This is a genomic window from Tunturiibacter gelidiferens, from assembly GCF_051013345.1.
GTDB lineage: Bacteria > Acidobacteriota > Terriglobia > Terriglobales > Acidobacteriaceae > Edaphobacter > Edaphobacter gelidiferens_A.
Window position 1 is genome coordinate 5,130,557 of record NZ_CP132939.1, and the last position, 13,944, is coordinate 5,144,500.

The window sequence follows — 13,944 nt, forward strand, 5'->3', positions numbered from 1 at the left end:
CTCCCACATTGATTCACAGAGAAAGAGGTTTCATCATGGCTGTAACCCAACTTACAGATGTCGTAGTGCCAAGCGAATTCACCTCCTACGTTGTGGAGAACTCCGTCGTATCGACCGCGCTCTATCAAAGCGGTGTCCTAGTCCCGAACGGTGTAATTGTAGAGCAGTTGCAGGCAGGCGCAGAATCATTCACTATTCCCTTCTGGAAAGACCTTGGGGAAAACGACCCCGATATTACTTCGGATGACCCCACTGTGTTTTCGACTCCGCTGAAGTACAGCGCGGGCCGTCAGATCGTACGCAAGTCCTATTTGCATCAATCGTGGTCCGACATGTCGCTAGCCAGCGAGTTGAGCGGAAGCAACCCGCTTGAGGCTTTGCAAGGTCGAGTGTCGGCATATTGGGACAGACAGTTTGAACGTAGACTGATCGCTAGCTTGCTTGGCGTACTTGCATCGAACGTCGCCAACAATGCGGCTGACATGGTTGTTGATATCAGCGGAGCGACTGGAACGGCTGCTGACTTCTCCGCTGAGGCTGTCATTGACGCTGCTGCAACGCTTGGTGACCGTCTTGAAGATGTAAAGGCAATCGCAATGCACAGCGCGATTTACACAGAGGCGTTGAAGAACGATTTAATAGAATTCATTCCCCAATCGGCTGGTCTGCCAATCAAGACGTTCAGAGGTATGGCTGTCATACTCGATGACAACCTTTCGCCAGCTTCCGGCGTTTACACCACAATCCTGATGGGTCATGGCGCTGTGGGCTTCGCGGCGAGTGAGCCGCGCACAGGCTACGGAACTGAATTGTTTCGTATCCCGGCATCGGGCAATGGTGGCGGTCAGAGCGTACTGCACAGTCGCATGAACGTCGGCATTCATCCGCTTGGCTTTGCGTGGTCTGATGGAACGGGCGGCACCGCAATCGCTGGCGACTCGCCAACACTTGCAGAACTTGCCTCTGCTGCCCATTGGTCGCGCGCTGCTACCTCCCGAAAAAGTATTCCGCTTGCTTTCCTTGTTAGTAAATAAGCGTTCATCGTGCCATGACATCCCCTGATGTTGAAACGATGAAGGGTAGCGTGACTGGTCATTGCGCTATCAACAATGTGGGCAGATAACGGCTAACCCGCTGCTATCTGCCCATCTGTTCAGTGAGGCTCGTTATGAAGGATTTCACGCACCCAAGTCGTAAGAATGCTCCCGCATTCCTAGCGGCACAGGTACTTGCATTGGCATCCACTGGTTTCTCAAAACTAGGGATCGCAAGGCATTTCGGAGTGTCGCCACAGACACTCAACCGCTGGCTTGAGGAAGATGCTGAGGCGGAAGACGCCTACAAGCAGGGCCTCGAATCTGAACGCAAAGCTCTGCACAATATGCTGTACAAGTTGGCGATTGATGAGAAGCATCCGGCGTCAGCCATGTTCTTGCTGAAAGCGCGTCACGGCTACCGCGAAGGCGATCAATCCGAACAGTCGAACCGTGTCTCTGTGACGTTCAACTTGCCCGGCGCAATGACAGCAGACCAATACAAAACAATCGAAGCTGTTGCGAACACGAAGCCGAAGAGGATCGAACCCAATGCCGACTGAAACCCTGCAACTCAATCCCTTTCAAGAGCGGCTTCTGAGCGTACCCGAAGACTTCGACGTGTTTCTTGGTGGCGGGCGCGGCGGTGGCAAGTCCTACGGCATAGCCTACCTTGCTCTGCGTCATGCTGAACAATATGGTGTCAAGGCGCGCATTCTCTACATCCGCAAAAGCTACAAGGGACTTGCCGATTTCGAGCTAACCACGCGGGAAGTGTTCGGCATGGTTTACGGCACAGCCGCAAGCTATAACGCACAAGAACACGTTTGGCGGATGCCTAACGGCGCGTACATGGAATTGGGGCAATTGGAGAGTGCTGCTGACTATGCGAAGTATCAAGGCCGCAGCTTCACGCTGGTAATCGTCGATGAAGGTGGGCAGTTCGCAACACCTGACTTGCTGGATATGATGCGTTCAAACATGCGCGGTCCCAAAGACATTCCAGTGCGGATGGTAATAGCAGCGAATCCCGGTGGTGTTGGACACCATTGGTTAGCAAAGAGATATGTTTTCGCTGGCGCAGGACCGTGGGAAGTGTTCTTTGAATCACGTAGCAAACGCAGATGGGTGTACGCGCCCTCCACATTTGCAGGAAACACGCTGATTGATCGTGACCAATACCGCGAACAGCTTGAATCATCCTGCCCGGATGATCCTGAACTGTTGTCAGCATGGGTGGACGGCAATTGGGCTATTTCGCGCGGTGCATACTTTGCGGCCTGTCTGGACGAATCGAGGAACGCAGTCGCGCCGTGGCAAGAGATGCCTAAAGAGCCGGGATGGGATAGCTATCTGGCCCACGACTTCGGTAGCGCAGCACCGTCGGTCACTTACCTGATTGCCCGTTCGCCGGGCGCTACCCATGAGGGTGTGTTCTATCCGAATCGGTCACTTATCCTTGTGGATGAGCTTGCAGCGGTATCGCGCTCCAATCTGAATATCGGGCTGGGATGGACAGCGGCAATCACGGCTGAAGCCATAAGGCGCGATCTATGTGCGAGGTGGGACGCCGACCCGTCCGGTGTAGCGGATGACGCCTGCTTTGCGAAGGCAGGCTACGCTGGTGGTTCGATCGCGGACGAGTTCGCTGCCCATGGAGTACATTTCCAGCCTGCAAAGAAAGCAGACCGCGTGACGGGCTGGCAGACCATGAAACGGCTGCTGGCTGACGCAGGCAAGCTGGACAAACCCGGCCTCTATGTGTCACGTCTTTGCGATTACTGGTGGTCTACAGTGCCTTACCTTGCCCACGACCAACGCAAACGCGAGGACATGGATACGACTGGCCCGGATCATGGTGCGGATGCGTGTAGGTATGGTTTGATGGCCGAGGTTTGGGCGCGCGAACTAACGGTTAGTTGGCCCCAATAACACGTTGATTGCTATGCGCTTATCTTCCGGTTAGTCTTGCTGCATCCGTGGAGGTACGATGTCGGCTCGGTTGAAGGTAGCACTTGCAGGATTGTCGCTCTTAATCGCGGGACAGTTGAATTTCGTGAGAGCGCAGAAATCCAACATCCTTGAAACCTCTGAAACTCTACACAAAGCCGAGATCGTGGACGGAAATCTTCAAACTGCGATCACCGCACATATCAAGGAAGACCCTCATTTTCACATCAGCAAACAGCTTCCGGAAGACAAGCAGAATGAAGCGAAGATGCTATTCCACAAGGATGGTGGCTTTGAATTCGATTGGACCGCAGGTCAGCACGCTCGATATCTAATGGAGGACCTTAGGCAGGGCATCCATGCGCTACAGTCGGCTGACAAGCTTAGAGGTCTTGATACGATCGCCCTATCTGGAGCGCGTGAGTATTGGCCCAAATTGCGAGACATCTCGTGCCACGAATCACCTGGAACTCGGTACTATGACCTAGACGGTATGGAGCAATTCTGTCCGTAACTTCACAAAGGACCTTATGAAAGTCACCGACTACACGGTTATGCCGCTTGGAACTAGCGTTGACGATGGCGAGATTCAAATTTGCACGCATTGCGGCAAGCCGGGCCTCGCGGAAAACGCATCCGGGAAGATGTTCTTTACCCATTCCCAAAAGGTCGGTTTCGATCAAAAGGGAAACCCGGTTATTGACTGGAAAATGTGCCCCTCAACTGCGCCGACGACATCCTGATCCGACTTAGTTAGATCATCCCTGCATCGGGCGCATTGTCCGAAGGTTGATATATTCGTTGATCGCGTCTTCCGTGTAAACAACCTTACCGGGCAACTTGACGAATACCGGGCCTTGCCCAGTCCAACGCCAATAGTCAAGCGTCTTCACTTCTACGCATAGAGCAGCAGCGGCCTCTGCTTTACTCAGCAATTTGGGTAGCATTCCATATCCTCACGACGGCCTGATCGTCGCCAGTCGCATTATGGCTCTTTAGTGCGACTGGCGAGGAGGCTTTGATAAATCGCCCCCACTATGGAATAGGCGCCAGCGAAAAGAAGGAGCAACGCGACTTCATGCAAGAGCAGCCTTCGATAATCGATCGGCCATGTGTGGGGATTCCAAACCCAAACCGTGGTTGTCTTCACGTTATCGAACGCCAGATCGTCATTATGATGATGCTCGACGTATATCACGGGAATTCGCACGCATAGAAAGCCAGCGAAGAGAAGATAGAACCCAACCGCAGATGATTTGACAGTTTTGAACTGCATCGCCGCACAGTCTAGCATGACTAGCTAACTTTGCTCACCAAGACCGGACCCGATCCTTTCGGCGATGCGTAGCTGGGCTTGTTCGCCCGGATCGTAGCGGCCACGTAAGACGGGGAGAAGTGAGCATAGTGTTTCTCAGCAATGCGCGTACCCGAGTGTCCTAGCTGGTTGGCAATCAATTGCAATGACGTGCCATTCATTGCAAGAAGTGTGGCGAATGTGTGCCGTAGGTCGTGAAAGCGAACATGTCGATTGATGCCAGCAGATTTCAATACTGATTCCATTCGTGACTGTTGATGTGATTTACCCCACGGTTCTCCATCGCTGCGACGAAACATCAAATCGCCCGCATCCTTCCCATCAATGTGCGTTGCAAAGAATGCAGCCTCATCCGGCGTCAAAAATATGCGTTTCATCTTGCCCGTCTTGGCCTGTATGACTGAAACCGCGCCCACCTGCACGTCATATGAAGCCACTTTCATGCTGCACAGTTCGCCATATCTGCAACCCGTTATCAACGCAGCCTGCACCAAATCGCGGAAGTCTTGCGGGCACTCCTGAATAAATCGGTTGGCTTCGTCCAAGGTCAGATACTCGTTCTTGGCAACATCGACGTTATCGAATTCTTTAACTGTTTCCCATGGTGCTTTGCTTGCGACGTGTTGATTGTCGTAGGCACGATTCAGCAAAGCGCGCAGATCGCGGAATACTCGATTAGCTGAATCTCTGCGCTTACGTTGCGTCTCAGGGTCGTTTGGATCGTAAACAATTTTGCTTTGTCTCGATGGCGACAGTTTCTTTGTAGACTGCTGTCGCTGTGTGACCTTAAGTGGTGGTTTCTTCGCTTGATCGTGCAGCCATCGTTCGATACGCACACGATTGATCTTGTCGATTTCGATAGTGCCAAGCGCGGGCAGGATATGCCTATCGACGTTGGCCTGAGAAGTCGCCTTTGATCGTTCGCTACCCCGCCAGACCTTGAGCCAATCGCGCGCGGCGTCTGCCACGGTATATTTTCGAGTGCTTACGCCTGCATTGTTTGCCCGTTTCATCTTGGCAATCTCGACGCCAGCCGCCTTAATCGCGTCTTGATAGCTCATCTCATCGCTACCCATGCTTGCGGCGCTGTCGTCAGCTATCCCTAGCGATTCAAAACGCCGTCCATGCTCTTTGGAGTAGTAGCGGACAATCCACGTGCCTTTTGCATCGCCTGTCTTGCGATAGCCAAGGTGCTCCCCTGCCCCGATTGCATACCAGTGCGGCTCACGTTGGATCGCTAGTTTGAGCCGCTTGTTCTTGCTGCTGAGGTCTTGGTTCTTGGATGCGCGTGCCATTGGCGTTTTTCCCCGTACGGCAAATAATACGGCATATCTCAGGCGAACGCACACGAACTTAGACAAAGTTTTGCGGAAGACACCAACGCTATAACGCGTTATGGCGAGGTCTAAAAAGGGGTACCCCATCATAATCTCCAACAATAACAAGGGTTTTACTGTGTTCGCCTACGTTCGCTTACGACTGTCGTGGATGACTGATGCGAACGCGACTCGTAACGTCAAAAGTTACAATTATCACATTCACACGGTGGAAGTCGTAGGTTCGAATCCTGCTGTGCCCACCATAACCCACCCAAAATGAAGACCTTACAGACCGCCTAGAATCGGCTAGGCTGCTGACGGTACGATCGACGGTACGGAATCGCTGCCTCCCATCAGCATGTCGAACTGTTTCCCGCTTGCCTCCCGCTTATCAGCGGAGACTGCTCGGGTGTACAGATCAAGGGTTATGCGGCTGTTGGCGTGCCTCAAAAGTTCCTGGGCCACTTTAACGTCCACTCCCATAGAGCGCAGGTTGGTCGCAAGCGAGTGCCGGAAGCTGTGCCATCCGATTGTCTTCCCGACGATCCCAGCCTTCAGTAAGGCCGGACGGATGATCTTGTTCAAAACCATGTCCGGAAACAAAGGTTGAGTGCCGTTCAAACGTATTGATGGAAAAAGGAAGTCCGAGTCCTCTTTGTAATCAGACTTCGAACGCCAGTTCAGCAGAACGTCCAAAACTGACAGATGGAGAGGTACTGGCTTGCGACTAGCTGGAGTCTTGCACCCGCCAACATGGTTTCTGACGATTGCCTTAGTCACGAATACTTGCATCGTGCCGAAGCAAAGATCTGACCATCGAAGTGCAAACATCTCAGACCGGCGCAGTCCCGTAGACCCTGCCAACATCACCATTGCGCGTTCTCGCAAGGGAAGATGAAGTAGTAAGGAACGGAACTCAACAGGCGTGAGCACGTCTGGATCTCTAAGGCGCGTAGAGGAGCAGCGAACTTTGCTGATTGGGTTCGTCTGGATGAACTCATACCGGATGCCGTGAGTAAAGATTGCGGACATTTGATTCCGAATCTTCGTCCTGGTGGCTGGTGCAAGTTCAAGGGTATGTAGCCACTGTTCCACCGCAACAGTTCTGACTTCAGAAAGACGATACTTGCCCCACTTCGGAACGATGTAAAGCTTCAGGTTTCCTTTGAAGTTCTCAATCGTGGCATGGGACTTTCTCTCTAACGTCAGTTCGTATGGCGTGTAGTGGGCGATGAGGTCATTCACCGTCTCAGGTGTGCGAACCCCAGAGTTGATGGTGGCACGTAAAGACAACACAGCAGTCTCAGCATCACGACGGAGCGGGAGTTCTCGCACCGTGCCGATCTTGAGATTGCGATGGACCCGCCGTCCGTCCTGATCTTCGTAGTAACGGAAAAACCAAGTATCCGGCGTTGTTTTGTTCTTAACACGCATAAGTGAACCCTGCTGGAATCTTGTGCTTTCAGTCATGTTGTTCTCCGACTGGAGCACCGATGGCTGCCAACAGTTTAACCTTGATTCGCCAAACATCAACCGGCATCGTGACCGCCTCGTCGACGGTTCATCATCCACTCGTCCAGATCGGATTCAAGAAAGCGCCACAAACGCCGCTTCCCTTCCCCAATCGGTATGGCTGGGATGTAGTTTTCCCTCGCCCAACGGGTTAGAGTACGGCTGTTGATGCCACCGAGATAGTCCGCCGCCTGTTCAGGCGTAAAGAATCGACGGCTCATGAGTTCACGTCGAAATAAATTGTTATTGAGGCGTACACAAAAGTTAGATGCTTTTTGAGATGATTTCCGCGTGTCGCCTTAAAGTTTATTTCCGTTGTCGTGCCAGAACCCCGCATGACTATTGAGTTTTAGAACTGATTACGCCTCCACTGCTTTTGCTCTTCGATGATTCTCTTGTTAAGTTCTTCGTCGGAAAGTTGGTTTAGGTCTTCCTCGCTGGGTGGAGCGGGAGCGGCCACGACAGCCGCTTTGGCATCCTTGTTCAGTTCGCGAAGGAAGACCCAATCGTCGTATGCCACTCTGATTAGTTCGAACGTCAAGATTGGCACCCCTGCAAGCTTCTCTCTGTCGAAGGCTTCCCAGTCGGCTTGAGAGATGGTTCCTCGGCTGTGATAGAAAACAAACTTCGATGCGCTGCTGGCAAGGTCGGGGTATCTGGTGAATAGGTCACGTGCGGACGAGTAATGTGGAAGATTGCCGCCGTACGAATGAGTGATATAGGCCACAACAGCATCCTGAAGCGAACCCGTTCGGATATACGAGATTACATCGAGCTTCTCTTCCCGCGAGAGGGCCTTGATAGTTTTTGCCGGCATGTCCAGACGGCCTTTCGCGGACAGGTGGCGGAATACTTGAGTCAAGTTTTCGACTGTCCACAAACCCGCTTTGTATGCCTCGTCGTCAACATCGTCTAGGTGCAGATTGCTGTCCTGCAACTGAAAATCGCGAATGTATTTGTAGACAGCCTTCTGATTCTTCTCATTCGGGACATAGCTCGGGTTGAGTCGGCGGAACTCGTTCACTACTTTCTCTTGCCGAATTTCAGCGAGCTTTACGCCGAAGCCGTTAGGGTCCCTACGTGCCAGCTCATTTTGCGTGGCGGTGTCATTTTCAAGGTCGGCTGCGGCTCCAAAGTTTCTGCCGGGGCGAGCGACCCCGCCAAAGTCTTCCCACGCATCGGGCTGGGGTTTCTTGGTCTGCGCGTACTCCGCTCGTTGGTGGTCGAATTCATCGAGCCACATAGCTGAGGTATCGGCAGCCATTTTGTCTAGTTCTGTCTGGTTTGGCATTTGGTTTCCTTTGTAAGATGTGTCCATTAACTGGACGGTTAGTTAGAGTTGTGAGGTACCGCGAAGGTGCACGGACATGCGCGAATAAGCCTCGTTTTCATCGCAGCCGAAATAGCGAATCGTGGAATCGGTCGTGCATAGGATTAGCTCAACGGTGCCATCCTTGTGTCGGCGTGTGATTAGCGGAATCGATTTTGTAATGGGTGGGGTGGGGCGAAGGCGGAATGGTTTTTCCATGATGGGTTACTTCTTTACCTGTTTCTTGTCTGGCAAAGGCTGTTTGGGCGTCGGCAACGTCTTAGCGTGTTTGTCCAATTCGCTCTGGGTTACGGGGGAGTTCTTTGGTGCGGTCTTCGTGGTGCTTTTCATTGTGGCGTCCTTTGTGGGTTAGTTGGTTGGGGGTTAAGTGCTGTTACTCTTCCTCGTTCTCGTTCTGCTTCTGGTAAATATCGACCCTGCCTTGTGCGAACAGTTCGAGCATCGGATCGAGCTTGGGTTGGGTCTTGCGGTTTTGCTGACGGGCGAGCCGTTCAAGGGCTATGGCGTTCGGTCGGTCGGGGTCTTCATGTCGCGACCCCGGTAACGTTGTTAAGGGTCTCTTGCACTCTGTCCTTTAGCGAGCCATCTACGCCGCTACAGTCCATTAAATGGAGCTTTAGACATGCCAGCGCCTTACCCCTGAGAACGTCTGATTTCGTCCGCTCCGCAATCGACATAAGCATCGGCACATCCCCGAAGGCGGGGCTATTACCGATGACAGGTTGAAACAACGCGCTCCATATCTGCTTAGCGTGGGGTTTGAATGTCTCTTCCTCGTCCCATTTTCTGCGGAACATCCCCTCCACATGCTTGTCATAGGCGGGGTCGTACACAAACTCTTCCTTGGTGCGTTTCACGTTTACAGGCTGCTTGGTGAAAGAGGCGAGTTGGTTCGGATCGAGGGTCGAGGGCATTTATCTTGATTCCTTAGCGAGTTGCCGGGTGGCCATCTTCCGGACATACAAATCACTGGCGAGTGCCTGAAGGCGACCTGGACAGGTGGGGTCATCGATTATCCGGCGAAGGAAAGCATAGGAGGGATTGCGTAAGAAGTTCAGAGCTTTGATACGACTATGTTGTGGGGCTTTGGAGTTGAGCGCCAGCTTGCGGTAAACCGATTCGGCGTTGATGTGCATAAGGGACCTTTCAGGAACAATGGAACAAGAGTGGAACAACTATGGAACAGGAAAGCGACGACTATGGAACAAGGTCGGGGTAGGTTTCGGGCTGAAAAATTATTTCTAAAATTTTCAGTACGGGGGTATTTTGTGGGTTGCGATTTTGGGCCTCCCGGGTGGGGGCCATTTCTATTCTGGAAAATAAACTGGAAAGGACAAGATGCTATTTGCCTAGTAATCTAGCCCTCGCCCCCAGTTGAAAAGGGGTTGGCCGCCGGGGGGTCTATCGGCTTTTCAGGGTCCCCTATTCCTCTTTATAATCAACAACTTGGTCTATAGCTTCGACCATTACTTCGGGTATTCTGTACTACTTTCTGAGTACCCCTTGACGTAATCTCCGTGTGGTTTGATCAGGAGCAACAAGGGGTAAATCAGCAAAGGCAAACGGGTTTGGATGGTGTTTTGCCCCACCATCCGTTCCCACGTGTTCCTGGGGTCGCGGGTATCGCCCAAGAACGCCTGTCGATACACAGGGTGCCATCACCGCGTCGCGTTCGTTGTGACAACTTTGTTAGCCGTCGAGCCCGGTGCAGGGTTCGTGTGAATGCCAACAACACGAGCGATCCACTCGCTGTCCCAATCCACGCGGATCTCACGTGATTGGCTGGTACATTCAACCATCGTGCGACAGTTGAAATCTGTTGAAATTAAATGACTTCACAATTTCTGAAGAATTTGTGTTGACTCGTCGTTCCGGACACCTTATTGTTGGGCCCAGTCACAATCGAATTGGAGCGCCTCAATGAAGACCGTCAACGCATATGGATATCTCAGAGTCAGCGGCCTTGGCCAAGTCGACGGCGATGGATTTACCCGTCAGTTAGCAGCCATTAAGCGATATGCTGCAGCCAACGGTCTCAACGTCACCAAAGTCTTCCGAGAGGAAGGTGTGAGCGGTAAGACTGAACTAGATGGTCGGGTCGCACTGAAGGCGATGTTAGAAGCCTTAGCGTCAAACGGCGCAAAGACAGTCATCATTGAACGGCTGGATAGACTGGCCCGTGACTTGATGGTGCAGGAGAACATCATCGCCGATCTCCGCAAACGGGGCTTTGAGCTTATTAGTGTCGCGGAGCCCGATCTCTGCTCCAACGATCCTAGTCGGGTCCTCATGCGTCAGATTTTTGGCAGCATTGCCCAGTACGACCGTGCAATGACCGTTGCCAAGCTCAGAGGTGCACGTGAGCGTATGCGGATCACTAAAGGCCGCTGTGAAGGTCGCAAGCCTTACGGCGAGCATCCAGAGCATCAGGCCGAAAGAGAAGTCATTAAGCGAATCAGAGAGCTGCGTCAGAATGGTTTGCCTCTGCTCACGATTGCAAAGGTTCTCAATGACGAAGGGCGTCGGTCACGATCTGGTAAAACATGGCACCCAACCCAGGTGAGCCGAGTGATCACGCGGGCTGCAGCCGTATCCGCCTGAATCCTAAATCGCCTGACCTCTTTCTAAAGCCTCAGCCTTCCGGGTTGGGGCTTTTTGTCGTTCCATTTTCCGGACAAAGCGAAATTCAGTTTTTGAAATTCGAGGTCGCTTTGGAAGAAAATAGGCTTTTCGCCACGTAACCCCCACCTCAGAAGGTCTGTCCAGAAAGTTTCCAGTTTCATTTGTCCAGTCTGTCCAGAAACCCGTCTTTTGCCAATATTGATGACACAAATTCTATCGTGAATATTGGGAGATTTGCCTCTTATGTAGCTTTTGACACAACTACAATATTAACGGTGGTTTGTCCCGTAAGTCCTTTATTATCCAATATTGATGATTAAATTTGTATCGTGAATATTGGAGGAGCAACCCAAAACACCCCTACCAATATTGATGATGGCATCGTTAATATTGTAGTTGTGTCAAATCAAGATTGACCCTCCGGCATGAACCAAAAGGCACCACCACCGAAAGCTTTCTTGGTATCTGCACCGATGACTTTATAGGCTTGGCGGATTGAACCCTGCCCGATGCCTTCAAGTTTGCCGAGTTCGAAAACCTCTTTCGGGTCCCATTCGGGTTTGTCATCGAAGCACGACCGAAGGAGTTGTTTGGCCTTGTCAAATGCTGTAGGTTCTGTGGGTCCGTTCTCGATCTCGAAAAGGATGTCCCTCGCGTTACCTTCCAGATGTCCCAACCATTCAATCTGTACGGTGTCGAGTTCTCCCTCGTTGGTTTCGCTCTGCTGCTGGACGATGTTGAGTTTGTATTTGAACCCACCGCTGCATGGTGCAATATTCGACTTGGAACGGACTATGACGCATTCTTCCGTTACCCTGTCCTTTCCTGTGACTAGGACCATTCGAGGTTTAGCCCCAAATGCTTGAGAACCCAACAGACGCTCAGTCGCATCCTTGCCTTGTGTATTCTTCCCAAAATGCGTAATGCCGAAGATGTTCGCATGGAAGTCATCAGCGAGGTCACCGATACCGTCCAAAGCTCGCCGAACCTCATTGGACTTGTTCATATCGCCAGTGACAGCCGAAACAATCGGGTCAATGATGATCATCAGGACATCCCCATGGTATTCAACCAACTCTCTCAGGTCGGGGATATGAATAGCCGGATCAAACGGTACGGGTGCGCCATCGGGTCCGGGTGCGTGTTCGAGAATCTCAATAAAATTCGGGTCCGCTCCTGCTTCCACCAGACGGGGCTTGATGATGTCATCCGCAGTATCTTCACCAGACCATATAAGGACGCGCCCTTGCTTTGCCTTTGTTCCATCTGGCCAATATCCGCCACTGCTGACAATACCAGCGAACGTATACGCCATTGTCGATTTACCTGTGCCCGGTGCTCCTGCGAGGATAGTCAGCTTCTCAGGAAGGTATCCCTGCCACAACCATTTGACCGGTTTCGTTTTGATATCACTCATGGGCCTAGTGATCAACTTAGGTTTGGCACCCCGTTTCGATTCTTTGAACGTTAGAGGCGCGTCTGGTGTGTCTTCGGCTACGCTATCGACCCAATCATCGTCTGCCGGTTCAGACTGTCCATTTTCTGGACGCTCCGGTTGTGACTTTGGGAAAAATGAAAACTTACGTCCACCAGATTCCAGATGTTCTCTCAACTGTTTCCATCCGTATGCGCCACACTTTTCCGCATGGCAACAAAAACCGGGGATTCCCTCTGATAGAGAAACCATCGTTCGTGATGACGTGCTGGGCGTTGTGTGGTGTCCGATAGGACAGTCTTTGATATACCACTTTGAACCTGATCCTTTGAACGGTTTCCGATTGTTGTGCCTGATACCAAAGAAGTCGAAAAACTCTTCCATCTTCGCTTCGGTAATCTCACCGCCAAACTCAGCAGTTCGGGCAGGACTAGGCTTGGGTTCAGGGATCGGATACTTATCAATGAACGCCTGAATCTGTTGGGTGGTCGCAATCGTATATGATTCGGTCAGCAGTTTAGAGCAACGCCACAACTCTTCACTGTCGGCCTTACGTGACCATGTGCCATATAGCTTGCACAGACGGCTGGGGTTTGTCACTTTGGTATCAATGTGACTTTGCTTAAGTTGCGCCTCAGCATGGTACGCAACAGCCTGGACAAACTTTCTAACCAGTTCGGAGGTCTCAGGCGAGACGGGTTGGCGAAAAGGTATTAGTAAATGCCAGCCATTGCCTGAGTCCGCTGTGGTAACCGGGATGCCATGCTGGTCGAGCATCTTCCTTACGTTTATAGCGTCTTGCCGTGAGAGTTGCTTGTCTTCTGCGGATGGGATTTTGCCTTCAGATGCGTCAGTGTCGACATCAATGAAGATCCAACGCCATGCTGTAACGTCTGTGTCCGCTGCCATCTTTCCGTTCCACTGGAAATCGGCTGTCGGGAAATCTTGGCTTAGCTCGTGAATCCGAACCCACACCGCTTCGACATCGGTATTCTGGCTTAGGTTTCGGGCCTTCTTGACTAGTTCGAAGGTGTTGGAATATGTGCCTGAACCGATTCCCTTGCCATTACGCTTCTTGGCGCAAATTTGATATACAGCGTCTACAAAAGGGTCGTCGGGTTCTAACAGATGACGGACGGCACGAGTAATCTCGCATGTGGGTTGGTCAGGGAAATTATCGGCGGGTGTAGCTAGCGGGGCGGGCATCGGGGGTTTCCTCGTCGGTTACTTTGAACTGTCTGGTGGTTCGGAGAAGGACGACTTGCCCGTCCTTTAGATCAATCTCGATCGCACCCCAGTCCCGGTTGGTTTTTGCCTCCCCGAGCATTGCGGATAGCTGTTCCAGCACTCTCTTTGCTTCGATGAACTTCATGGGATATTCCTCTTAAATCGTTAGATGTTTTTCGGCCCAATTTGGACGAGTCGCT

General features: G+C 52.0%; 14 protein-coding genes. 6 read left to right on the plus strand and 8 right to left on the minus strand.

Features of this window, described 5'->3' with window-relative positions:
* Positions 1–35 precede the first annotated feature (35 nt).
* From RBB80_RS25775 to RBB80_RS25795, 5 genes are all read left to right on the plus strand, one after another.
* Positions 36–1,034, plus strand: a complete 999-nt coding sequence (locus RBB80_RS25775; RefSeq protein WP_433965131.1) for a major capsid protein — start codon at positions 36–38, stop codon at positions 1,032–1,034.
* Between the two features lie 248 nt (positions 1,035–1,282).
* Positions 1,283–1,597 carry a hypothetical protein gene (locus tag RBB80_RS25780; protein WP_433965132.1) on the plus strand — a complete coding sequence of 105 codons (315 nt, stop codon included), beginning with the start codon at positions 1,283–1,285 and terminating at the stop codon, positions 1,595–1,597.
* Complete coding sequence (locus tag RBB80_RS25785; RefSeq protein WP_433965133.1) at positions 1,587–2,966, plus strand: phage terminase large subunit; 1,380 nt, start codon at positions 1,587–1,589, stop codon at positions 2,964–2,966. Before RBB80_RS25780 ends, RBB80_RS25785 begins: the two co-directional genes overlap by 11 nt.
* 58 nt (positions 2,967–3,024) lie before the next feature.
* Positions 3,025–3,498, plus strand: a complete 474-nt coding sequence (locus RBB80_RS25790; RefSeq protein ID WP_433965134.1) for a hypothetical protein — start codon at positions 3,025–3,027, stop codon at positions 3,496–3,498.
* Between the two features lie 16 nt (positions 3,499–3,514).
* Positions 3,515–3,727, plus strand: a complete 213-nt coding sequence (locus RBB80_RS25795) for a hypothetical protein (RefSeq protein WP_433965135.1) — start codon at positions 3,515–3,517, stop codon at positions 3,725–3,727.
* 553 nt (positions 3,728–4,280) lie between these two features.
* Here RBB80_RS25795 and RBB80_RS25800 read toward each other — a convergent pair.
* The 6 genes from RBB80_RS25800 to RBB80_RS25825 form a co-directional block, all read right to left on the minus strand.
* On the minus strand, positions 4,281–5,726 hold the full coding sequence (locus tag RBB80_RS25800; protein ID WP_433965136.1) for a tyrosine-type recombinase/integrase: 1,446 nt from the start codon (positions 5,724–5,726) through the stop codon (positions 4,281–4,283).
* Positions 5,727–5,924: 198 nt separating this feature from the next.
* Positions 5,925–7,052 carry a tyrosine-type recombinase/integrase gene (locus tag RBB80_RS25805; RefSeq protein ID WP_433965137.1) on the minus strand — a complete coding sequence of 376 codons (1,128 nt, stop codon included), beginning with the start codon at positions 7,050–7,052 and terminating at the stop codon, positions 5,925–5,927.
* A 95-nt stretch (positions 7,053–7,147) separates the two neighbouring features.
* The gene (locus tag RBB80_RS25810) at positions 7,148–7,351 is read right to left on the minus strand and encodes a helix-turn-helix domain-containing protein (protein WP_433965138.1); all 204 of its coding nucleotides are present in this window, start codon (positions 7,349–7,351) and stop codon (positions 7,148–7,150) included.
* A 128-nt stretch (positions 7,352–7,479) separates the two neighbouring features.
* A complete protein-coding gene (locus tag RBB80_RS25815) occupies positions 7,480–8,421 on the minus strand; it encodes a hypothetical protein (RefSeq protein ID WP_433965139.1) in 942 nt (313 codons plus the stop codon).
* Positions 8,422–8,664: 243 nt separating this feature from the next.
* The gene (locus tag RBB80_RS25820; protein ID WP_433965140.1) at positions 8,665–8,790 is read right to left on the minus strand and encodes a hypothetical protein; all 126 of its coding nucleotides are present in this window, start codon (positions 8,788–8,790) and stop codon (positions 8,665–8,667) included.
* Positions 8,791–8,984: 194 nt separating this feature from the next.
* Entirely contained in the window at positions 8,985–9,374 is a 390-nt protein-coding gene (locus RBB80_RS25825) for a hypothetical protein (protein ID WP_433965141.1), read from the minus strand.
* Between the two features lie 1,006 nt (positions 9,375–10,380).
* Between RBB80_RS25825 and RBB80_RS25830 the strand changes: the two genes are divergently transcribed.
* A complete protein-coding gene (locus tag RBB80_RS25830; RefSeq protein ID WP_433965142.1) occupies positions 10,381–11,061 on the plus strand; it encodes a recombinase family protein in 681 nt (226 codons plus the stop codon).
* A gap of 427 nt (positions 11,062–11,488) precedes the next feature.
* Here RBB80_RS25830 and RBB80_RS25835 read toward each other — a convergent pair whose 3' ends face one another.
* Both RBB80_RS25835 and RBB80_RS25840 read right to left on the minus strand, forming a co-directional pair.
* The gene (locus tag RBB80_RS25835) at positions 11,489–13,723 is read right to left on the minus strand and encodes an AAA family ATPase (RefSeq protein WP_433965143.1); all 2,235 of its coding nucleotides are present in this window, start codon (positions 13,721–13,723) and stop codon (positions 11,489–11,491) included.
* Positions 13,692–13,889 (minus strand): hypothetical protein, encoded by a 198-nt coding sequence (locus RBB80_RS25840; RefSeq protein WP_433965144.1) that lies wholly within the window; start codon positions 13,887–13,889, stop codon positions 13,692–13,694. Before RBB80_RS25840 ends, RBB80_RS25835 begins: the two co-directional genes overlap by 32 nt.
* Between the last annotated feature and the right edge of the window lie 55 nt (positions 13,890–13,944).

Excerpts from the sequence above, each read along its gene's own strand:
- RBB80_RS25775 (WP_433965131.1), top strand. The coding sequence starts at position 36 with ATGGCTGTAACCCAACTTACAGATGTCGTAGTGCCAAGCGAATTCACC.
- RBB80_RS25785 (WP_433965133.1), top strand. The coding sequence starts at position 1,587 with ATGCCGACTGAAACCCTGCAACTCAATCCCTTTCAAGAGCGGCTTCTG.
- RBB80_RS25790 (WP_433965134.1), top strand. The coding sequence starts at position 3,025 with ATGTCGGCTCGGTTGAAGGTAGCACTTGCAGGATTGTCGCTCTTAATC.
- RBB80_RS25795 (WP_433965135.1), top strand. The coding sequence starts at position 3,515 with ATGAAAGTCACCGACTACACGGTTATGCCGCTTGGAACTAGCGTTGAC.
- RBB80_RS25800 (WP_433965136.1), bottom strand. The coding sequence starts at position 5,726 with ATGATGGGGTACCCCTTTTTAGACCTCGCCATAACGCGTTATAGCGTT.
- RBB80_RS25805 (WP_433965137.1), bottom strand. The coding sequence starts at position 7,052 with ATGCGTGTTAAGAACAAAACAACGCCGGATACTTGGTTTTTCCGTTAC.
- RBB80_RS25810 (WP_433965138.1), bottom strand. The coding sequence starts at position 7,351 with ATGAGCCGTCGATTCTTTACGCCTGAACAGGCGGCGGACTATCTCGGT.
- RBB80_RS25815 (WP_433965139.1), bottom strand. The coding sequence starts at position 8,421 with ATGCCAAACCAGACAGAACTAGACAAAATGGCTGCCGATACCTCAGCT.
- RBB80_RS25820 (WP_433965140.1), bottom strand. The coding sequence starts at position 8,790 with ATGAAAAGCACCACGAAGACCGCACCAAAGAACTCCCCCGTAACCCAG.
- RBB80_RS25825 (WP_433965141.1), bottom strand. The coding sequence starts at position 9,374 with ATGCCCTCGACCCTCGATCCGAACCAACTCGCCTCTTTCACCAAGCAG.
- RBB80_RS25830 (WP_433965142.1), top strand. The coding sequence starts at position 10,381 with ATGAAGACCGTCAACGCATATGGATATCTCAGAGTCAGCGGCCTTGGC.
- RBB80_RS25835 (WP_433965143.1), bottom strand. The coding sequence starts at position 13,723 with ATGCCCGCCCCGCTAGCTACACCCGCCGATAATTTCCCTGACCAACCC.
- RBB80_RS25840 (WP_433965144.1), bottom strand. The coding sequence starts at position 13,889 with ATGAAGTTCATCGAAGCAAAGAGAGTGCTGGAACAGCTATCCGCAATG.